This is a genomic window from Actinomadura rudentiformis (assembly GCF_008923185.1).
GTDB lineage: Bacteria > Actinomycetota > Actinomycetes > Streptosporangiales > Streptosporangiaceae > Spirillospora > Spirillospora rudentiformis.
This window is the reverse complement of record NZ_WBMT01000007.1, coordinates 103,656-123,310: the sequence shown is the minus strand read 5'-3', so window position 1 is coordinate 123,310 and position 19,655 is coordinate 103,656. Positions and strand designations below refer to the sequence as shown.

Below are 19,655 nucleotides of genomic sequence, written 5' to 3'. Positions count from 1 at the left end.
GGGAGATCCATGCGCGTCGCCCTGCACACCCGCCTGCGCCCCGGCAAGGAGGCCGAGTACGAGGCCGCCCACCGCGAGGTCCCGCCCGAGCTGACCGCGGCCATCCGTGCCGCCGGCGCCCGCGAGTGGACGATCTGGCGCAGCGGCCTCGACCTCTTCCACGTGATCGACTGCGAGGACTACGACCGGCTGCTCGCCGAGGTCGGCCGCCTGGAGATCAACACCGTCTGGCAGGCCCGCATGGGCGAGCTCCTTGACGTCAAGCACGACTACTCCGCGGAGGGCGGCGCCCAGACCCTCCCCGTCGTCTGGCAGCTCTGACGCGTCGTCCGGGAGCTCTGGCGAACAGGCCTTGTCAGGAGAGCTCGGTCTCCAATTTGGCCAACTGGGCCTCGTAGATGCGCTGCAGGCCGGCGGGGGCGAAGCGGCGTTCGAAGAATCCGCCGACGCCGCCCGCGCCGTCCCAGGTCGTCTCGACCTGCACACGGGAGCCGTTGGCCTGCGGCGTGACGGTCCAGGTGGTGACCATCGAGGAGTTGGCGTCCCGCTCCACCAGGGCGTGCTCGCTCGGAACGGTGGCGGAGACCAGGCAGTCACGCACGCGCTTCTTGGTCGCGGCCAGCTTCCAGTGCACCACCGTGCCCTCGCCCTGCCCGCCTTCCCGCACCTCGTACTCGCTGAAGTGCTCGGTCAGCATCCGGCTCCGGACGCCCGTGTAGTCGCTGAGCGCGGCGACCACCTTCTCCGGACCGGCGGTGAGCGTCTTCTCTGCTGTGGCGGTGACCTTTCCCATGCCGCCATCCTCTCGCATACGCGCGACTGTCAGCGGTCGGGGGGAAATCGTCAGCGCGTTGTGCGATGAGTGTCAGGGGGTCCGCCGAGTCTGCATGGCATGGACGCATTGGTGGTGATCGGACGGGCTGCGCTGCGGCTGGGCTTGGGGGCCTGGTCGGTCAAGCTCTGGTGGGACCTGCTCGCGGCTTCGTCCGTCACGGACACCGCCGGGCTGGAGCGGTTGCTCGTGGGCGGGCTCATGTTGTTCGCCACCGATCTGGCGATCAACGTGGCCATGGGCCTGGCGCCGGGCCTGGTCGCGCGCCTTCAGCGGCCGCGGACGATGAGGCTGAGCAGCCTCCGGGGCCGTTTGCGCCGGAACGCCGCGCGTTCGTTGACCTGGGGGTACGGCTCGTCGGGGACGGGCACGCCGAGGAACGCGGACAGCGGGGCCCAGCTGTCGCCGGCCTCGAAGACCAGCAGCCGTTCAGGCGGGATCGTGGCCTTGACCTCGGCGATGTGGCGTTCGAAGACCTTGGTGACATGGTCGCGGTCGTCGATCCGGCCGTCGAAGACCCGGTCCATGACGGTGGCCTTGGCCATGCGCGGGTAGAGGGCGAAGTCGGGGGAACGGCGGCGTACCAGCCACCGGACCACCCGGCGGCGGAGCGGGAGCGAGCGCCGTTCGGCGAGCGCGCTGGCGAAGATGGTCTCGCTGACGCTGGCGTACCACTTCGCCGGGTCTCGAACGGTCAGGATGACCTTCGAGTCGGGATAGTGCTCGGCCAGCTCGCGCCAGTAGGAGGCCGCGGGCCAGTCGAGCGCCGACTGGTAGCCGGCGAAGACCTCGTCCCAGTTGGACGCGCGGCCCTCGCCGATGTCGAGCCACTGGCGCACCCGGGACGGCTCGGCGATGACCTCGGACATGTGGTAGCAGGGCCCGAATCCCAGCGTTTCCAGCGCCGCCTTCAACGATCTCGTGCCCGTCCGGCCGAAGCCCGCGCCGATGACCTTCACATCTGATCCTCTTCTGATCTGCGCCGTCTACGTTGCGGGGTGATGAGCCGGTTGTATGTCGATATGACCGCCGTGGCAATGGAGCTGAACGATGGACGGTGTGGGCTTTCCAGGGTCTGTTCTTGATGCGCTGCGGAGTTCGCCTGGCAGGACGGTCTTCGAGCAGGGTGACCGGAGCGTTTCGCGGGGTGAGCTGCTGGAGCTGATCTGGCGTTGGGCGAACGCGCTGCGCGAGGCCGGGTTGGGGCCGGGACAGGGAGTCGCGATCTGCACGGCCGTCTCGCCCGAGGCCTTCGCTGTGCATATGGGTGCGCATGTGCTGGGTTGCAGGGTGGTGGGAGTACGGCCCGGCTACGCGGCGGGGCAGCTCGCCCATGTGCTCGGGATGGGTGTCGAGGCCCTTGTCGTGGATCGTTCGACCGCGACGCCGGAGCTGCTCGCGGCGGCCGGGACGATTCCGGTCATGCCGCTTGAGGAATGTGCCGGTGAACGGCTGCCGGTGGAGGTGACGGCCCGTCCGGATGGTGTCGCCGCGTTGAACTTCACCAGCGGCAGCACCGGGCGGCCGAAGGGGTGCGCGATCACCTATCGGGCGCTGGGTGAGCACTGGGCATGGCAGCCGCGGCTGTGGTCGCCGGTCGCGCGGGAGCTCGCCGGTGCGTTCGAGCGGTACATGGTGTTCGGGACGCTGGCCAGCATGGTCGTCATGGAGTTCCTGGCATTGTGCGTGCTGGGGGAGGGCACGGCCGTGATCCCCGAGGAGGACGGGCGGCCGTTGTTCCCGTACGCGATCGAACGCCATGGGATCACCGGCTCCATCATCACCGTGCCGAGGTTGCACGGGATGCTGGAGGTGCTCAGGGACGAGCCGGTGGACGTCGGCAGCCTGCGCGGGCTCATGGTCTCGGGCTCGCCGCTCAGCCCGGACCGGCTGGCGGCGGCGGTGCGGCGGCTCGGGCCGGTCGTCTACCAGGGGTACGGGCAGACGGAGGCGGGCTCGATCTCGATGCTCACTCCTGGAGATATTGCACGCGGGCCCGAGGGTGTTCTGGCCTCTGTCGGCCGCCCGCATCCGCGTGTGGAGATCAGCCTGCGGGACGGTGAGATCCATGTGCGCAGCCCGTACCTGATGGCGGGCTACTGGGCGGACGAGGCGGAGACCCGCGACACCCTGCGGGACGGCTGGCTGCGTACGCGCGACCTCGGTCACCTGGATGAGGACGGATTCCTGTATCTCACCGGCCGCACCCGCGACGCGATCATGGTGAACGCGATGGTGGTGTACGCGGGGCCGATCGAGGTGGCGCTGGCCCGCCATCCGGACGTCATGGAGGCCTACGTCGTCGGAGCGCCGGACGATCGGGCGGGCGAGGCCGTCCACGCGTTCGTCGTACCGGTGGACGGGCGGGAGCCGGACCGCGAGGCGCTCCGCGCGTTGGTGCGCGCCGAGCTCGGCGCCGACAGCGTGCCACAGACGATCACGACCGTGTCCGGGGTGCCGGTCGCCGCCAGCGGCAAGCCCGACAAGGCGGCCCTGCTTTCTGATCCCACACTGCTTTCTGATCGTTCTCTGAGGATTCGCCGCGAGCATTGAGGTTGTCTGTTCAACCACATCGCTCCCACGGAGGCGACCGTGCCGGACAACACCCTGGACTATCTGGTGATCGGTGCAGGTCCCGCGGGGCTCCAGCTGGGGTACTTCCTCACCCGCGCCGACCGGAGCCATCTGATCCTCGAAGCGGGACCGGCGCCGGGCATGTTCTTCAAGACCTTCCCCCGCCACCGCACCCTCATCTCGATCAACAAGAAGTACACGGGCTACGACGATCCGGAGCTCAACCTCCGGATGGACTGGAACTCGCTCCTGTCGGACGACCCTGAGCTGCTGTTCACGCGCTACAGCGACCGGTACTTCCCGCACGCGGACGACATGGTGAGATACCTCGGCGACTTTGCCCGCGCCTGCGATCTGCCGGTGGTCTACGACACGCGCGCCGTCCAGATCGACCGTGCCGCGGACACGGGCGTCTTCCAGGTGGCCGACCAGCACGGCAGGACGTACGAGGCTCGGCGGCTAGTCGTCGCGACCGGCGTCACCCAGCCCAACATCCCCGCCATCCCCAGCATCGAGATGGCCGACGGCTACGGCACCGCGTCCATCGATCCGGCCGACTACATCAACCAGCGGGTGCTCATCATCGGCAAGGGCAACTCGGCCTTCGAGACGGCGGACAACCTGATCGAGACGGCCGCGGTCATCCATGTCGCCGGTCCGAACTCCGTCCGCATGGCATGGCGGACCCATTACGTCGGGCACCTCCGCGCGGTCAACAACGGCCTGCTCGACACGTACCAGCTCAAGTCCCAGAACGCGCTCCTCGACGGCGACGTGAAGCGTGTGGACCGGCAGGCGGACGGCACGTATCTGGTGACGGTGAGCTTCGCCCGCGCCAACGAGGTCACCAAGGACATCCCGTACGACCGGGTGATCGTGTGCACCGGCTTCCGGTTCGACAGCTCGATCTTTGAGGCGGGCTGCCGCCCCGCGCTGACGATCCAGGACAGGTTCCCGGCGGTGACGCCCGCGTACGAGTCGACCGACGTCCCCGATCTCTACTTCGCCGGGACGATCACGCAGTCCCGCGACTTCAAGCACGGCACGAGCGGGTTCATCCACGGCTTCCGGTACGGCGTCCGCGCGCTGCACCGCATCATGGAGCACCGCTACCACGGTGTCGCGTGGCCGTCCCGCGAGCTTCCGGCGACGCCGGAGGCGCTCGCGGCCGCGGTGATCGAACGGGTCAACCGCACTTCGGCGCTGTGGCAGCAGTTCGGGCTGCTGGGCGACGTCATCGTCCTGGACGGGCAGAGCGCGGCGCGTTACCTGGAAGAGGTGCCGGTCGATCTCGACCCGCCGGTCCCGCACGACGGCGGGTGCTTCAGGATCACGCTTGAGTACGGACCGGAGCACGACCAGGTCGATCCGTTCGACATCGCGGTAGGCCGGATCCGGCAGAACGACGCCGCACGGGCGGCCGAGGGCCACTATCTGCATCCGGTGGTCCGGTATCACCCGCTCGGGGGTGCGCCGCCGGTCGTTCACCACATCACGGAGAACCTGGAGAACGAGTGGACCTCCCAGGAGGTGCACGTCGAGCCCCTGCGCGTCTTCTTCGCCCGCCATGTTCAGCCTGCGTGAGTTCGAGGCCCTGGCGCGCGAGCGGCTGGATCCGGCGCATTACGACTACTTCGCCGGAGGCGCCGGTGACGAGGTCACGCTCCGGGCGAACGAGGCCGCGTTCGGACGGCTGGCGCTGCTGCCGCGCGTGCTGCGGGGGGCCGAGAAGCGCCAGCTGGACGTCACGTTGCTGGGCCGCCGGGCCTCGATGCCGGTGCTGGTCGCCCCGACCGCCTTCCACCGGCTGGCCCATCCCGAGGGCGAACGCGCGACGGCGCGGGCGGTCGCCGCGGCCGAAACGATCATGATCGTGAGCATGGCGTCGACGGTCGCCATCGAGGACGTGGCTGCGGCGGCGCCCGAGGCGACGTTGTGGTTCCAGCTCTACATCCAGCCGGACATGGCGTTCACCGAATCGATCGTGCGGCGCGCGGAGGCGGCCGGCTGCCGGGCCCTGGTCGTCACGGTCGACTCGTCGGCGCGCGGGCGGCGCGAACGCGAGCTCCGGCACGGCTTCGACGACCTGCCGGACGGCATGTGCTGCGAAAACCTGCGGGATGGGGACGCCGGTGTCCGGCCGATCGTCATGTCGCCCTCGATCTCGTGGGAACACGTCCACCGGCTCAGGCAGATCACCGCGCTCCCGATCGTCCTCAAGGGGATCCTGCATCCGGAGGACGCCCGCACGGCGATCCTGCACGGCGCCGCGGCGGTGATGGTCTCCAACCACGGCGGGCGCCAGCTCGACACCACCCCGGCCACCATCGAGATGCTGCCCGAGATCGCGGCCGCGGTGTGCGGCGCCGTCCCGGTGCTGCTCGACGGAGGCGTGCGGCGCGGCACCGACGTGCTGAAGGCGCTGGCGCTCGGGGCGGACGCGGTGGCGGTCGGCCGTCCGGTCATCTGGGGCCTGGCGGCCGACGGCGAACGCGGCGCCGGCCGGGTGCTCGAGCTGTTGCGCGCCGAGATCGAGCAGGCCCTCACGCTGTGCGGCTGCGCGTCCGTGCACGACCTCGATCCGGGCATGGTGCGACGGCCATGCTGATCAAGGCGGGATCGGCCGGTGCGTTCATCGCCGCCGTGGTGAGCCTGCCGTGGTGGCTGCCCGGCCGGATCGTGGCGCTGCGGGTCCGTGTCTTCGCCCGGATCAACGGGGACGCAGCCATCACCGTCCCCGGGGACCTGGTGGGCGTGGAGCAGTTCAAGGAGCTCTACTCCCATCCGGCGGCCGGTGGCCGGAGCAAGGGAGCCGCACTGTCGGATCTGTTCTGGTACTGGCTGTCGCCTGGAGCCGAGGTCCACCAGGAGCACTTGGAGGCGGGGGAACGGTACGACGCCGTGGCCAAGGCCACGCGCGCCTTCCTGGCCGTCCGGCGCAGGGAGGCTGAAGATCTCACCCGCCGATGCGTCGCGAGCGAGGTGCGGGCGGGCCGGGAGCTCGTCCGGTTGCGTGACCTGATGATGCCGGTCTGGGCGGCGTTCTACTACGAGCTCGTGTTCGGCCGGCCCTGCCCCCCGGAGGCACGCGACCTGATCGTGGGCAACGCGAACGACGTCGTCACCGCGCTCAAGTGTTGCGGGCTGCGGCATATGGACAAGCGCCACCGGTTGACCGCGTACCTCGCCGAACGGCTGGACGAGGTGCGGTGCCCGCTCCCGGAGGGGTTGTCGGCCAGGGAGCAGGTGTTCTACCTGCAAGGCACGTTCTTCAACACCGCGGTCGTCCAGATGTCGGAGGCGATGGCGCACCTGCTGATGGTCTTCGCCCAGCGTCCCGAGCTACAGGACAAGGTGCGCGCCGACGATGACGATCACTATCTCGACCAGGTGATCGCGGAGACGCTGCGGCTCTACCCGCTCTTCGGCATCGCCCACCGCGTCACCACAGACGACATCGAGCTCACCGGGACCGGGGTCCGCATTCCCGAGGGGTCGGTGGTGTGCTTCGACTATCCCCGGATCCACCGCGAGGGTTTCACCGATCCCGACCGGTTCGATCCCGACCGGTGGTCGTCGGTACGGACGAGCGGCCGGGACGTGAACCACATCCCGTTCGGCGTCGCCGCGAACCGGCCCTGCCCGGCCTGGCGGATGGCGCCGATCACCATGCGCGTCGCGGCGCGGGAGATCCTTCGCCGCTACGTGCTCACCACATCCGCCTCGCACACCCGGTCGCTGCCCAACCGTGGACCTGCCCTGCTCATCCCGCGGGACGGCCAGGTCTCCGCGGCCCGCCCGACTCTGCTGTACCGCCCGGCTCTGATGCTCATGCGGCTGCGCGACCGGTGGGAGGACGTCTGGCGCAGCCTCGTCCAGCTTGTCCTCGGCACCGCCATGGTCCTGCACGCACGCCGCCTGCGGCTCTGCGAACGCCACTTCTCAGGAACCTCAGGAGCGGAGATCCCCCATGCCCCCACTTGCCCAGGCCGTCGCGAGCAGCGGTGACCCCAACCTCGAGCTGATGCTCAAGGTCTTCCCCGCCATCGTCGTGATCCTGCTGACGGCCGGAATCTGCGGCCGCCTGGCCCTGATGGTGATGCAACCGCGCGTCCTCGGCGAGATGGTCGCCGGCGTGCTCCTCGGCCCGACGTTGTTCGGCGCGCTTTTCCCGGAGGCGCAGAAGGCGATCTTCCCGGCCGAGGTCAGGCCGATCCTGTACGTGCTGAGCACGATCGGGCTGACGCTCTACATGTTCCTTGTCGGCGCCGGGCTGGATCACGGCGCACGAGTGCCGGGGGAGGAGCGCCGGGCCGGGCTGCTGGCGGCGTCAGGCGTCATCCCGTCGCTGACCCTGGGCGTCGGCGCGGGGCTGTTCCTGTGGGGCACGCTGTCGCGGCCTGACGTGAGCCGGGTGGAGTTCGCCTTCTTCGTCGGAGGCGCCCTGTCGCTGACCGCGTTCCCGATGCTTGCGCGGATCCTGTACGAGCGAGGGTTGGAGAACACCCCGCCGGGACGGTTGTCACTGCTCGCAGCCGCCGTGGACGACGCCCTCGCGTGGTGCCTTCTCGCCGTGCTGACCGCCGTGCACCTGGGGTCGGGGCTGGACGACGCGCTGCAGACCATCGTGCTGACCGCCGGATTCGCCGTTCTCATGCTCGTCGTCGTCCGCCGGTTGTTGCGGCCGCTGGGCCGGGAGTTCGCGAGGACGGGCGATCTCGGGCCGTCAGCGATCTACGTTGTCATCCTCGTGCCGCTCATGGCGGGCTGGCTCACCGACTGGATCGGGGTGTACGCGGTGTTCGGCGGATTCCTCGCCGGGCTGGCCATGCCCCGCGATCCCGCGTTCCGCGAGGCGCTGCACAACCGGATGATGGGCGTGGTCTCGACGCTGCTCCTGCCCGTCTTCTTCACGTTCTCCGGCCTCAACACCGACCTCGGCGGCATCTCGGGCGGCACCATGCTGCTGGCGTTCCTCGCCATCATGGCCGCGGGCTTCGCCGGAAAGTACTTCGGCTGCGCATGGTCGATGCGGGCGATGGGGTTCAGCTGGCGCGAGTCGTACGCGGTGGGAGCGCTCATGAACGCGCGCGGGCTGATGATCCTCATCTTCATCAACATCGGCCTGTTCCACGGCATGATCACGCAGGAGCTGTTCGCCATGCTCGTGCTCGTCGCGATCATCACGACGGGGAGCGCCCTGCCCCTCTACAAACTGGCCTTGCCGGAACGGCTCGAACCCGGCCGGGGTCCCGAACGGCGCGAGCCCGCCCAGGAGCCGTCGCCGGACGTGTCAGTCGCCGGACCGGTTCAATGATCTCCCGAATTGTCCACAATTGCCCCATCTCTGGCGGTCCAAGGACGCCGGATGCGATCGTTGACGCGTGGCCGCGACATCGGGATCAGCCGACCGGCCCGTTCGGCGGCTGCTCATCGTCGAGGACGACCGCGACCTCGGGCAGATGCTGGTCGACCTCTTCACCGAACACCGATACACCGTGGACCTGGCCCTGGAGGGGCAGCGCGGGCTGCACCTGGGCCTGACGCGGAAGTACGACGCGATGGTGATCGACCGCGGCCTGCCGGCGCTCGACGGCGTGGAGCTCATCCGCCGCCTGCGCCGGCAGGCCGTGACGGTCCCGGCCCTGGTGCTCACCGCCTTCGGCACCGTCGCCGACCGGGTCTCCGGGCTGGACGCGGGCGCCGAGGACTACCTGGTCAAACCGTTCGACGTCGATGAGCTGCTGGCCCGTGTAAGGGCCCTGCACCGCCGCAATCTCGACCAGGCGCTGCTGCTGCCGCTGGGCGACGGCTGGCTCGACTCCGAAGGCCAGGTCGTACGGATGCCGACCGGTGAGAACGTCACGCTGTCCGGCCAGGAGTGCCGTCTGCTGCGCGCACTCGCCGTCCGCCCCCGGCAAGTGCACACTCGTGCCTCGTTGCGACACGGTGTGTTCGACGGCGCCCGGGCCGAGTCGATCGTCGACACCTACGTCTACTACCTGCGCAGCAAACTGGGTCCTGACGTGGTGCGCACCGTGCGGGGCGTCGGCTACCGCGTGGGCGAGCTGTGAACGGCGGCGACCACTCCGATCCTGAACGCCGCCTCCTGCTGCGGACCCGGCGGATGATCACCTTGCAGATCGCCGGAGTGATCTCCCTGGTCGTCGCGCTGGCCGGGGCCCTGGTCTACACCGTCACGGTGAGCGGCCAGGACGCCGCTGCGCGCAGCGACCTCGCGGCGGCGACACGCGGCGCGCGCGTAGCCAACCCGCCGTGCTGCGTCTGGCTCGTCGAAGTCCGTGGAAACGCCGTCCACCGTTCCCCTGGCGCCCCGCCGGAGCTGCCGTTCACGCCCGATCTGAGACGGGTCGCCCGCGGCGAGCAGAGCGTGATCGGTGACCGGGCCGAGATCGGAGGGCACGATTACCTCGTGCACACCGAGCGGCGCGGGGACGCCGTGGTGCAAGCGGTCATGGACCTGCGGCAGCAGGACGCGGAGAGGCGACGGCTCCTGGAAACGCTGGCCGTCACGGAGGTCAGCGGCCTGCTCGGCTCGCTGCTGATCGGGCAGGTGCTCGCGCGGCGGGCGATCGCTCCGCTGGGGGAGGCGCTCGTGCGGCAGCGGCGGTTCGTGGCGGATGCCAGCCACGAGCTGCGTACGCCATTGACGCGGTTGCACACCCGCGCGCAGCTCATCGCCCACCGGCTGCGTCAGGGGAAGGACGTGACGGAGGAAGTGGATCGGCTGGTCGCCGGGACCCGCCAGTTCGGCGAGGTCGTGGAGGACTTGCTGCTGTCGGCGCAGTTCGCGCGAACGCAGCGGCCGTGCCGACCGGTCGACCTCGCCGCGCTCGCGGACGAACTCGCCGTGGCTGAGGCGGCACGGGCCGAGGCACGCGGAGTGACGATCGAGGTCCAGCGGCAGGGGCCCGGCGACCACGTCGTTCTCGGGGCGGAATCCGCGCTGCGCCGCGTGATCTCTGCCCTTCTCGACAACGCGCTCGGCCATACCGGTGCAGGCGGGCATATCCGGCTGGACCTGGCGGGCGGGCCGATGGTCACGCTCACGGTGGAGGACGACGGCGAGGGCTTCGATCCACGCGGCACTGAACGGCTCTTCACCAGGTTCGTCGGCGGTCCCGGGGGCTTCGGTCTCGGCCTGGCCCTCGTCCGGGAGGTGGTGGACGGGCACGGCGGCACGATCACCGCGGAGGGCCGGCTTGGGGCGGGGGCCACCTTCATCGTCCGGCTGCCGGCCGCCACCACACCGCCCCATCTGGACGCGTGATGCCCTTCAAGGGGTCTCGGGGGAAGGCGCTGAGGGTGGAATCGCGTCGGGTGAAGGCGCATCGGATGGAGGCTCATCGGGTGGAGGCACGTCGTCGATCTTGATGGGTTTCAGGGGCTTGGTGGCGGGGCCGTGGCGGACGGAGCCGTCCACGGCGAACCGGGAGCCGTGGCACGGGCAGTCCCAGGTCTGTTCCGCGTCGTTGAACGCGACCAGGCAGCCCAGGTGGGTGCAGACCGCCGATACCGCCGTCAGCCGTCCTTCGGCGTCACGGTGGGCGGCGACCGGATGGCGGCCGACATGGGTGACCGCGCCCTCGCCGGGGCGCAGTTCCGCGATCTTGTCGCCGGGGGCGAAGGCCCTCGGGTAGTCCGCCGTGTAGTGGAGGCCGGTCTTCAGGCCCAGACTGGCGAGCTTGGACGCCGACTGGCGAACGTTGAGGCGTGCCGGATCGTACAGCCGCGACCAGGGGTTGTCGCCGCCGTTGACCAGGTCGGCGAGCAGCAGTCCGGCCACGGTCCCGTTCGTCATCCCCCACAGGCCGAACCCCGCGGCCACCCACAGGTGCTTGGCCAACGGGTGGTAGCGGCCGATGTAGGGAAGCCTGTCGATGCTGCTGTTGTCCTGCGTCGCCCATCGGTGGCTGAAGCGGCTCACCTTCAGACGTTCGTCGCCCCAGGCGGCCAGCTTGCGAAACCGCTCCTCGACCTCAGGCTCCTCGCCCGGGTGGTATCCCGCGCCGCCGAGCAAGAGCATCTCGCCGCCGGTGCCGTCCGGCGTCGTACGCATCGAATGCCCAGTGTCGGCGGCGATGTACATGCCTTCGGACAAGGTGCCCGAGTAGTCCGGAGCCGCCATCAGCAGGACCCGCTTCGGGATGAGCCGCGAGAAATAGGCCCCTCTGTCGAAGACGGGATAGTGGGTCGTCACGACGACATCGCGCGCCCGGATGTCGCCGGCGCTGGTGTGCACGAGGGATTCGTCCGTACGGCCGAGTCCGGTCGCCCTGACTCCCTCCAGGATCTGCCCGCCCGCCTCGATGATCGCCTCGGCGAGCGCCAGCAGCCATTTGCGCGGGTGGAACTGCGCCTGGTTCCTGAACCGGACCGCGCCCGCGACGCGGAACGGCAGGTCGACCTCAGGGAGGAACTCGGCGGGAAGCCCGAGCTCGTCGGCGGCCCCGGCCTCGCTCCGCAAGGTGTCCAGATAGGACGGATCCTCGGCGTAGACGTGGTTGTGGCGACGCCGGAAGTCGCAGTCGACGCCGAGCTCTCCCACCTGGGCGGCGATCCAGCCGAGCGCCGCCTGCTGGCTCTCCCCGTACAGCCGGGCCTTCTCATGCCCGTAGCGCCTGGTCAGGTCGGCATAGATCAGATTGTGCTGGGAGGTGACCTTGGCGGTGGTGTGGCCGCTCACTCCCTCGGCGATCCGGGCCGCCTCCAGCACGGTCACCGAACGGCCCGCGCGCGCCAGCAGGTAGGCGGTCGTCAGGCCGGCGATCCCGGCGCCCAGGACGAGCACGTCGGCCTCGTCAGGCAGCGGAGGCCAATCACTGTTGGACGGGCCAGGTGCGCTGTCGACCCAGTAGGAAAGCGTCGCTTCGGGTAGTGGATCCACGCTGATCCTCCAAGCAAGGCAGGGGGTACCCGTATTGGTCGCCCTGCCCTGCCCGAGGCCGGTTAACCACAGGTGGCCGTGGCCGCCAGCATCTCCCCGGGGGATCCGGGCTCCCATTTGAGGGGGATCTCGAAACGGATGATCGCGCCGTGCTGGCGGCGGTTGACGATCTGGAGGTTCTCGGCGAGGGCGTCGATGATCTGGAGGCCGCGCCCGTGCTCGGCGGTCACGGCGGCGTTCGCGGCGGCCTTTTCCAGCTGCACCGCGTCGAAGCCGCGGCCGGTGTCGACGACCTCGATCCGGCATCGCGATCCGATGGTACGGATACGCACCTCGTACTCGTCGCTCGGATCGGCGTGCTGGATGACGTTCGCGCACGCCTCTCCGAGGGCCAGGTTGACGTCGTCGCAGATGCCTTCGTCCACGCCGAGCGTGGTGAGCGACGCGTCCAGCACCTCCCGTGTCAGGTGGGCCGTCTCGGCGTCCCTGGGCAAGCACAGCACCAGCAGGAACTCCATTGCGGTTCCTCCTATTGGTTGGTGGTCGCATATCTGCCATGCCCGACGAATCGCCAGGAAACCACCACGATGGGGCGGGATGCAGCGTCGCCATCGCGCGCGCCTTCTGAGGCAGAGCCGTTCACAGTGAAAATCCGAGAGGCGCCGAAGAGGTCACAGGGCTCGATCGCAGATCTATCTTCATGGGGCTCCTGCACACACCCCTCGACAAAGGAGCTGTGCATGCCCAGCCGTACCATTACCGTGGCAGGGGCCATTCTGGCCCTGCTGTTCGGGATGGCGCTCCCCGCCACAGCGGCCGAGCCCCGCCCGTCCACCAAGGCCGCCCCGCCCATCATCGGCGGCGGCACGGTCACCAACGCCCCCTGGGCGGCCTCGATCTACCGCAGCAACGGATCGTTCACCTGCTCAGGAACCATCATCGCCCCGACCTGGGTCCTCACCGCGCGGCATTGCGTCAGCAGCGGCATCACGGTCCGCGTCGGCAGCGTCCACCGGTCGCGCGCCACCACGATGGCCACCAGCGGCTACCAGGTTTCGCCCCAGGGCGACCTGGCGTTGGTACGGCTGTCGAGCGCGTACAACACCACGTTCTCCCAGCTCGCCAGTACGAACCCGCCGGTCGGCTCGACCAACCAGATCTGCGGTTGGGGTCGTACGAGTTACAACGGCCCCACCTCGGATCAGCTGAAGTGCGCGGACGTCCGTGTGACGTCCACGACGTGCCGTGACTACTACGGCGGCCAGGCCGTATGTAGCAGCAGGATCACGGGGAACGCCTGGAGCGGTGACTCGGGCGGCCCACAGCGTTACAGCGGCCAGCAGGTCGGTGTGGCCTCCACAGCCGACGGCCGGTCGACACAACAGTATGGAAGCGTGCCCTACAACCGTTCGTGGATCCGCTCGGTAGCCGGTGTTTGATTGAGACAGGCCCGGTTAGGAATTCCTAGCCGGGCCTGTGCCAGCCGTGGCTGTGTGACCAGAACGCTCCCGCCACGATCCGCCGACCCGCGCAACTCCTGGCGATCTGGAACATGCTGGTGGCGAACCAGGCTTGATCATCTGGTGTTGAGCCGACCGGTCAGTTTCGGAGAAGCCACCTCCGAGTGCGGCTCCCTAGCATCTGAGTCGTCATCAGGACCTGCACGGAGGGATCTGCGATGGAGGAGACCGAGGGCTTCACGGACGAAGAGCGAGCCGCGATGAAGGAGCGCGCCAAAGAGGTACGGAGCGCTCGCCGCGGGGCCAAGGCGGACAAGGAAGGCGAGGTGCTTGAGAAGATCGCCGAGATGCCGGAAGAGGACCGCGTCATGGCCGAGCGGATCCATGCCATCATCAAGGCCACCGCACCGGAGCTCTCGCCGAGAACCTGGTACGGCCAGCCCGCGTATGCCAAGGACGGCAAGGTCGTCTGCTTCTTCCAAAGCGCGGCGAAGTTCAAGACTCGCTACGCGACGTTGGGTTTCAACGAGGACGCGAACCTCGACGAAGGCACCATGTGGGCGACCTCCTTCGCCCTGGTCGGATTGTCCGCCGAAGACGAGGAAAGGATCGCCGCGCTCGTCAAGAAAGCGGTGAGCTGAAGAGCGACCAGGCGCAAAACCGACGGCCACCATCGGGAAGTGGTTACGATCAGGACCACGGTCGCCTGCGCGGAAGGGAATCATGTCCGATCAGTACGAGGCGGTGTTCGCTCGCTACGACACCGATGGGGATGGCCAGCTCACCGTGGACGAGGTGACTGCTGCGATCGCGGGAATGTTCCCCGCAGCCGAGGTCAATGACCTGTCGGGCATCGTCAAGGCGCTGTTCGCCGAGTACGACACTGACAACAACGGGCTCCTGTCGGTGACCGAGTTCGTGCCGCTCGCGCAGAACCTCCCCGAACTAGGCTCCGAAGCCTGAACGTCTAAGCCGGCCCAGGCCTACTGGGCGCCCAGAGCATGAGCTTTCAGATCATGCGTGGGCGCGGAGGTCCTGGACGGCGGCGGTGATGCCTTTCTTGTCGTAGCCGCCGGTGGGCATGGTGGCGCCGTGGGCGTGGCGAATGACGCCCTGGGAATCGATGAGGACGCTGCCCGACTGTTGCATCGAGCCGAAGACCTTTCTGCCCAGGCCGATCATCTTGTGCGGGGTGCCCCGGCGGCCGACGAGGACAGGGAACGGGACCTGGCGTTTGGCCTTCCACTCGGCTGCTTCCTGTCCCGTTCGCCTCCACCTACTCGGTCTTCGCCACCCGCCGCGCGTACGACTTCCTCTGCCTGGACATCGCCGAACCCGGCCTCAACGTCAACGTCGTCGGCGGCCTGCCCGGCCTGACCACCGGCTACGGCCCCAGCCACCAGGCCACCGAGGACATCGCCATCCTGCGCGGCATGCCCGGCCTGACCATCGTCGACCCTTGCGACTCGGTCGACATCCAGCAGGCCGTCCCCGCCCTCGCCGCCGCCCCCGGCCCGTCCTACCTGCGCCTGCTGCGCGGCGAGGTGGCCACGGTCCTGGACGAGTACGACTACCGCTTCGAACTCGGCCGCGCCGCCCGCCTGCGCGACGGCGCCGACGTGCTGTTCATCTCCAGCCGACTGATGACCATGCGCGCGCTGGACGCCGCCGAACGCCTCGCCCACCACCACGTGGACGCCGCCGTGGTCCACGCCGCCACCGTCAAACCCCTCGACTTGGACACGATCGCCCGAGAAACCGCCCGCGACCGCCTGATCGTCACGCTGGAGAACCACTCGGTGATCGGCGGCCTGGGCGAGTCCGTCGCCTCCGCACTGGCCTTCGCCGGCACCCCCAAACCGGTCACGCCCATAGCCCTCCCAGACGAGTTCCTGGCCATCGGCGCCTTCCCCACCCTCCACGAACGCTACGGCCTCTCGGTCGACCGCATAGTCACCAAGGTCCTGACACTCCTATGAGAGTCCGCGCAGCGGTCGCACAACTCGCAATACGGCGCGGTGTGGCGCTGATTCCTGGTCGCGGTGCCCTGTCGTATTCGTGGAGCAATAGCAGCAGTCCATGCTGCTTATGCGTTCCGCTCGGACGCTGCGGCCAGTGTGCGTCTCCGGCAATCGTGTTCGGCTACCTGCTGTCATTCCGAGAGCGCCGGTCTTAGGTTGAATCTCGCACATGACGGACAGGAGGTCGGGGTGGCCGAGATGACGCTGACCGAGGTGATGGCCGAGCTGGCTGCGCTTGAAGACCCCAGGACGCGCGAGGTGAACGAGAAGCACGGTGACGATCACGGTGTGAACCTCAGCAAGCTGCGGGCGCTTGCCAAGCGGCTGAAGACCCAGCAGGAACTCGCGCGTCAGCTCTGGGAGACCGATGACACCGCGGCGCGACTGCTGGCGCTCCTGATCTGCCGCCCCAAGGCGTTCGAGCGTGACGAGTTGGACGCCATGGTCCGCGAGGCGCGCACACCCAAGGTGCACGACTGGCTCGTGAACTATGTCGTGAAGAAGAACCGGCACTGCGAAGAGCTGCGCGTGGCCTGGGTCGCCGATCCGGATCCAGTGGTTGCGAGTGCCGGCTGGGCGCTGACCACCGAGCGAGTGGCGAAGAAACCCGAGGGGCTCGACCTCGCAGGGCTGCTGGACGTCATCGAGGCGGAGATGAGAGACGCCCCGGATCGCCTGCAGTGGGCGATGAACCACTGCCTGGCTCAGATCGGGATCGAGCACGCCGAGCACCGCGCCCGTGCGCTCGCCATCGGTGAGCGCCTGGAGGTGCTCAAGGACTACCCGACCTCCCCGGGCTGCACATCTCCGTTCGCGCCCATCTGGATCAACGAGATGGTGCGCCGGCAGCACGCTGGTCAGTGAGAAACACATCTCGTCCAGGTCGGCACGGGCCTGTGAACGCCCAGGCCGAAATTATCCAGACCTGGCCGGACGCAGCCTGATTCGTCCGGAGCTGGTTGGACAATGTTGATCTTCTTGTGCATCGGTGATCAATCCGGTGGACTTGGCCGTGGCCATCGCCCCCGAAGTTTCACTGGAACCCGGAGAAATGATGAAGCTTTCCACATACGCCGCTGCCCTCGTGTCGGCCGGCCTGCTCGCTTCCCTGGCCGGAACGGCTGGAGCGTCCGAGACATCGGTGGCGCCGACGGCCGACGCGAAGGCCCTTCCGAGCGTGAACATGGAAGCCACCGTCAAGGCGGCCCAGATCGACCCGCGGCGGCCCAACAACAATTTCACCCCGGGCGCCAAGGCCAGCGTGCTCCTCGTTGAGCGGGCGCTGCGCGACAAGAAGCTGCTCGCCGCGAAGTACGTGGACGGTCACTACGGCACCACGACGGTCACCGCCTTCACCAAGTACCAGAAGTCGCTCGGCTACAAGGGCGTCGCCGCCAACGGCCTGCCGGGCAAGGCGTCGCTCACCAAGCTCGGGGCCGGCCGCTTCAAGCTCAACCACGTCATCGTCCCGGGTGCCCGGGTGAAGTATGGCCGTTACGTCGTCAACACCCGTACGAAGAAGATGCTCACCGAGGCGAGCCGGCTGCTCGGCGGTCGCAAGATCGTGCTGGACCAGGGTTCGTACAACCCCGGCGGTGACCCCACGTCCAAGGGCACCCACGACGGCGGCGGCGTCGTCGACATCTCGGTGAAGGGGATGAACGCCGCCACCCGCACCAAGGTCGTCCGCGAGCTGCGCCGTGTCGGCTTCGCCGCATGGGTGCGCAGCCCCAGGCAGGGCAACTGGCCGTGGCACATCCACGCCACCGCCCTCAACGACACCGACCTTTCCACCCCGGCCCAGCACCAGGTCGGTGACTACTACCTCGGCCTGAACGGGCTCGCCAACCGCGGCAAGGACGATGGCCCGAAGGTGAAGCCCATCCGCACCTGGGAGGAATACCTGCGCGCGCGCCGCTGACGGCGTTCAGCGGACACCGTTGACCATCACCCGCCCTCCATCGGGGTTGGCGTGATGACTCGGTCCCGCTCTGGGCGACTCATCTAGGAAAGCTCGCTTCCTACAGGGAGCTGGTTCGGCACAGATGGCTCCGGGTGACCACCCGGAGCCATCTGCCGTTGCGGCTCGTTCCATCAGTGAGACCAGAGCGTCTCCCCGGGTCCCGTCAACGCTTGAGGTCGGTGATGTTTCACTCCGGCCCGTGCAGTGGCGTGCTCCGTCACGCGACATGGCGTCATGCGGTGCCGTCGGCCTACCGGACCGGTCCGTGCAATGCGCCGTCCTCGGTGAGCCGCTCGGTCTTGTGCCAGCCATGCCGCCCGATCGCCATGCGCCAGAGCGCCCACCACCCTGCCGCGAACCACACCAGGTTGTACAAGATGAAGAGGTGGCCGTAGGCCAGCCCCGCCAGAAGCCGGTGATCGCCGCTCACGCGTGCGTAGACAGGGCCGAACAAGAAGGCGGGAGCGAACGTGAGCACGTACCACGACATGATCGGCTGCGGCTGGAACAGTTGCTCGCGAACGGCCTGCGAGGACGCCGCCGCGACGAGCGACGCTCCGAGCGAGGCCATCATGAACGAGGCGACAATGATCAGCAGCGGGCTGAACAGGACGTGCAGCAGATCTGCCGCGACGCGGCCGGACGCCCGGCCGACCACGGCCGGTATGAGCCGCCACGCCTGGAGATGGCCCTGAAACCATCGAGTGCGTTGCCGTACCAGCTTGGGCAGGCTGACCAGGCCCTGCTGGTGGACGGTCGCATGCGGGACGTACATCGTCCGGTAGCCGGACAGAACGAGCTGTACGCCGAGGTCGAGGTCCTCGGTCAGGCTTTTCGACCACGGGCGGTCGCCGATGGCGAGGAGTGCGCTGAGCCGCGCGAACTGTCCGTTTCCGCCGAGTCCCGCGAAGCCGTGCCGACTCCGCGTGCGTTGGAACACGTGCGTGAAGACGACGAACTCCATGTCCTGCAGTCGCGCGAGAATGCTCTGTGCCCGGTTTCCGATGCGCACGGCGACTTGCAAAGCGCCGACTCGTGGGTCGGCGAAGCAGGGAAGCCCCACGGCCACGCTTTCCTCGTCGAGGCGGCCATCCGCGTCCAGCAGGCAGACGAGGATCCTGTCAGCGGCTCGGTGGCTGAGCGCACCTCCTTGCCGCATCTCACTGTCCAGTAGGAATCGGATGGCATGATTCAGGGCTTCGCCTTTGCCTAGGCGGGCGTCGGGCAGGTGACGCCTGAGCAGCCGGACCCGCGGATCGGTGAACTCGCCGACGACGGCCGCCGTTTCATCATCGGAACCGTCGTCCACGATGACGATGAGGCTGTCCGGCAGAGGCAAATTGATCAGGCGCGTCAGAGTCGCCCCTACGACGCGCTCTTCGTTCAGGCACGGCACCAGGAAGACGACAGTGAAATCGTCATCGGTGCTCGTGGGCCGATCCGGGCGCCCGGCACACTCGAGGTACATCCCGAGCGTGTACGTGAAAACGATGAGCAAGCCTGCGACGGCGCAGATGATCAGAAAAGTGATCACTGGTGTCCCCTCCGTGCGCACAGGGTGAGGACGACCAGGAGCAGTGCGTACAGCACGAATGCCAGCCCGGCGATGGCCAGCGTGAGGCGTGCCGCGCTGGACGACGACGTACTACAACACGCGCTGGCCTGTCGCCACCCCGCATTCCGGGGCAGTCGAGCGGTGTGACAGACAAATTCACGCGAACGAGTGGTCCGGCGCGCGGCGGCTAGGGTTGCGAAGTCCCTGCTTCGACGCGCTCAATCCGGCCTGTCCTTGGTGTCGCCTCTTCATCCCGAACCATCGGCCCTGGCCAGTCATAGCCCAGCTAGCTTGGCGGTTGGGCCTGCGATCCACGCGGCCTGGCTGGTCGGCCTTGCCGCC

At 68.5% G+C, this 19,655-nt stretch carries 20 protein-coding genes; 14 read left to right on the top strand and 6 right to left on the bottom strand.

Annotated features, from left to right (window positions below):
• Nucleotides 1-9 precede the first annotated feature (9 nt).
• Nucleotides 10-321: an L-rhamnose mutarotase gene (locus tag F8566_RS16265; protein ID WP_151561079.1), complete on the top strand. Its 312-nt coding sequence runs from the start codon at nt 10-12 to the stop codon at nt 319-321.
• Nucleotides 322-355: 34 nt separating this feature from the next.
• Here F8566_RS16265 and F8566_RS16260 read toward each other — a convergent pair whose 3' ends face one another.
• Both F8566_RS16260 and F8566_RS16255 read right to left on the bottom strand, forming a co-directional pair.
• Complete coding sequence (locus F8566_RS16260) at nt 356-793, bottom strand: SRPBCC family protein (RefSeq protein WP_151561078.1); 438 nt, start codon at nt 791-793, stop codon at nt 356-358.
• Between the two features lie 308 nt (nt 794-1,101).
• Nucleotides 1,102-1,791 carry a sulfotransferase family protein gene (locus F8566_RS16255; RefSeq protein ID WP_151561077.1) on the bottom strand — a complete coding sequence of 230 codons (690 nt, stop codon included), beginning with the start codon at nt 1,789-1,791 and terminating at the stop codon, nt 1,102-1,104.
• 91 nt (nt 1,792-1,882) lie between these two features.
• Between F8566_RS16255 and F8566_RS16250 the strand changes: the two genes are divergently transcribed.
• From F8566_RS16250 to F8566_RS16220, 7 genes are all read left to right on the top strand, one after another.
• Nucleotides 1,883-3,385 (top strand): class I adenylate-forming enzyme family protein, encoded by a 1,503-nt coding sequence (locus tag F8566_RS16250; protein ID WP_225993238.1) that lies wholly within the window; start codon nt 1,883-1,885, stop codon nt 3,383-3,385.
• A gap of 39 nt (nt 3,386-3,424) precedes the next feature.
• Nucleotides 3,425-4,990, top strand: a complete 1,566-nt coding sequence (locus F8566_RS16245; RefSeq protein WP_151561076.1) for an NAD(P)-binding domain-containing protein — start codon at nt 3,425-3,427, stop codon at nt 4,988-4,990.
• Nucleotides 4,974-6,014: an alpha-hydroxy acid oxidase gene (locus F8566_RS16240; RefSeq protein WP_151561075.1), complete on the top strand. Its 1,041-nt coding sequence runs from the start codon at nt 4,974-4,976 to the stop codon at nt 6,012-6,014. The genes F8566_RS16245 and F8566_RS16240 overlap by 17 nt, the downstream gene beginning before the upstream one ends.
• The gene (locus tag F8566_RS16235) at nt 6,008-7,414 is read left to right on the top strand and encodes a cytochrome P450 (protein WP_151561074.1); all 1,407 of its coding nucleotides are present in this window, start codon (nt 6,008-6,010) and stop codon (nt 7,412-7,414) included. Before F8566_RS16240 ends, F8566_RS16235 begins: the two co-directional genes overlap by 7 nt.
• Nucleotides 7,377-8,723, top strand: a complete 1,347-nt coding sequence (locus F8566_RS16230) for a cation:proton antiporter (RefSeq protein ID WP_151561073.1) — start codon at nt 7,377-7,379, stop codon at nt 8,721-8,723. The genes F8566_RS16235 and F8566_RS16230 overlap by 38 nt, the downstream gene beginning before the upstream one ends.
• Before the next feature lie 67 nt (nt 8,724-8,790).
• Nucleotides 8,791-9,480 carry a response regulator transcription factor gene (locus F8566_RS16225; RefSeq protein ID WP_225993237.1) on the top strand — a complete coding sequence of 230 codons (690 nt, stop codon included), beginning with the start codon at nt 8,791-8,793 and terminating at the stop codon, nt 9,478-9,480.
• Nucleotides 9,477-10,697, top strand: coding sequence for a sensor histidine kinase (locus F8566_RS16220; protein ID WP_225993236.1), 1,221 nt, complete (start codon nt 9,477-9,479; stop codon nt 10,695-10,697). Before F8566_RS16225 ends, F8566_RS16220 begins: the two co-directional genes overlap by 4 nt.
• A 6-nt stretch (nt 10,698-10,703) precedes the next feature.
• Here F8566_RS16220 and F8566_RS52260 read toward each other — a convergent pair whose 3' ends face one another.
• Nucleotides 10,704-12,314, bottom strand: a complete 1,611-nt coding sequence (locus tag F8566_RS52260) for an FAD-dependent oxidoreductase (protein ID WP_264159322.1) — start codon at nt 12,312-12,314, stop codon at nt 10,704-10,706.
• 62 nt (nt 12,315-12,376) lie between these two features.
• The gene (locus F8566_RS16210) at nt 12,377-12,832 is read right to left on the bottom strand and encodes an ATP-binding protein (RefSeq protein WP_151561071.1); all 456 of its coding nucleotides are present in this window, start codon (nt 12,830-12,832) and stop codon (nt 12,377-12,379) included.
• A 222-nt stretch (nt 12,833-13,054) separates the two neighbouring features.
• Between F8566_RS16210 and F8566_RS16205 the strand changes: the two genes are divergently transcribed.
• The 3 genes from F8566_RS16205 (at nt 13,055) to F8566_RS16195 (ending at nt 14,737) form a co-directional block, all read left to right on the top strand.
• Nucleotides 13,055-13,753: a S1 family peptidase gene (locus F8566_RS16205; protein ID WP_151561070.1), complete on the top strand. Its 699-nt coding sequence runs from the start codon at nt 13,055-13,057 to the stop codon at nt 13,751-13,753.
• A gap of 239 nt (nt 13,754-13,992) precedes the next feature.
• Nucleotides 13,993-14,415: an iron chaperone gene (locus F8566_RS16200; RefSeq protein WP_151561069.1), complete on the top strand. Its 423-nt coding sequence runs from the start codon at nt 13,993-13,995 to the stop codon at nt 14,413-14,415.
• Between the two features lie 82 nt (nt 14,416-14,497).
• Nucleotides 14,498-14,737, top strand: a complete 240-nt coding sequence (locus F8566_RS16195; protein WP_151561068.1) for an EF-hand domain-containing protein — start codon at nt 14,498-14,500, stop codon at nt 14,735-14,737.
• A 51-nt stretch (nt 14,738-14,788) separates the two neighbouring features.
• Here the strand turns inward: F8566_RS16195 and F8566_RS16190 are convergent, their stop codons facing one another.
• Complete coding sequence (locus F8566_RS16190) at nt 14,789-14,956, bottom strand: hypothetical protein (protein WP_225993235.1); 168 nt, start codon at nt 14,954-14,956, stop codon at nt 14,789-14,791.
• Nucleotides 14,957-15,024: 68 nt separating this feature from the next.
• Here F8566_RS16190 and F8566_RS16185 point away from each other — a divergent pair, with 68 nt between their 5' ends.
• From F8566_RS16185 to F8566_RS16175, 3 genes are all read left to right on the top strand, one after another.
• Nucleotides 15,025-15,753, top strand: a complete 729-nt coding sequence (locus tag F8566_RS16185) for a transketolase family protein (RefSeq protein ID WP_151561067.1) — start codon at nt 15,025-15,027, stop codon at nt 15,751-15,753.
• A gap of 240 nt (nt 15,754-15,993) precedes the next feature.
• On the top strand, nt 15,994-16,659 hold the full coding sequence (locus F8566_RS16180; protein ID WP_151561329.1) for a DNA alkylation repair protein: 666 nt from the start codon (nt 15,994-15,996) through the stop codon (nt 16,657-16,659).
• A gap of 124 nt (nt 16,660-16,783) precedes the next feature.
• Nucleotides 16,784-17,716 (top strand): peptidoglycan-binding protein, encoded by a 933-nt coding sequence (locus F8566_RS16175; RefSeq protein WP_225993234.1) that lies wholly within the window; start codon nt 16,784-16,786, stop codon nt 17,714-17,716.
• Nucleotides 17,717-18,008: 292 nt separating this feature from the next.
• Here the strand turns inward: F8566_RS16175 and F8566_RS16170 are convergent, their stop codons facing one another.
• Nucleotides 18,009-19,292, bottom strand: coding sequence for a glycosyltransferase family 2 protein (locus F8566_RS16170; protein ID WP_151561066.1), 1,284 nt, complete (start codon nt 19,290-19,292; stop codon nt 18,009-18,011).
• Nucleotides 19,293-19,655: the final 363 nt, after the last annotated feature.

What these genes read in the sequence shown, in the direction of transcription:
- F8566_RS16265 (WP_151561079.1), top strand. Translation starts at nt 10, where the DNA reads ATGCGCGTCGCCCTGCACACCCGCCTGCGCCCCGGCAAGGAGGCCGAG.
- F8566_RS16260 (WP_151561078.1), bottom strand. Translation starts at nt 793, where the DNA reads ATGGGAAAGGTCACCGCCACAGCAGAGAAGACGCTCACCGCCGGTCCG.
- F8566_RS16250 (WP_225993238.1), top strand. Translation starts at nt 1,883, where the DNA reads ATGGACGGTGTGGGCTTTCCAGGGTCTGTTCTTGATGCGCTGCGGAGT.
- F8566_RS16240 (WP_151561075.1), top strand. Translation starts at nt 4,974, where the DNA reads ATGTTCAGCCTGCGTGAGTTCGAGGCCCTGGCGCGCGAGCGGCTGGAT.
- F8566_RS16235 (WP_151561074.1), top strand. Translation starts at nt 6,008, where the DNA reads ATGCTGATCAAGGCGGGATCGGCCGGTGCGTTCATCGCCGCCGTGGTG.
- F8566_RS16230 (WP_151561073.1), top strand. Translation starts at nt 7,377, where the DNA reads ATGCCCCCACTTGCCCAGGCCGTCGCGAGCAGCGGTGACCCCAACCTC.
- F8566_RS16210 (WP_151561071.1), bottom strand. Translation starts at nt 12,832, where the DNA reads ATGGAGTTCCTGCTGGTGCTGTGCTTGCCCAGGGACGCCGAGACGGCC.
- F8566_RS16205 (WP_151561070.1), top strand. Translation starts at nt 13,055, where the DNA reads ATGCCCAGCCGTACCATTACCGTGGCAGGGGCCATTCTGGCCCTGCTG.
- F8566_RS16200 (WP_151561069.1), top strand. Translation starts at nt 13,993, where the DNA reads ATGGAGGAGACCGAGGGCTTCACGGACGAAGAGCGAGCCGCGATGAAG.
- F8566_RS16195 (WP_151561068.1), top strand. Translation starts at nt 14,498, where the DNA reads ATGTCCGATCAGTACGAGGCGGTGTTCGCTCGCTACGACACCGATGGG.
- F8566_RS16190 (WP_225993235.1), bottom strand. Translation starts at nt 14,956, where the DNA reads ATGATCGGCCTGGGCAGAAAGGTCTTCGGCTCGATGCAACAGTCGGGC.
- F8566_RS16180 (WP_151561329.1), top strand. Translation starts at nt 15,994, where the DNA reads ATGACGCTGACCGAGGTGATGGCCGAGCTGGCTGCGCTTGAAGACCCC.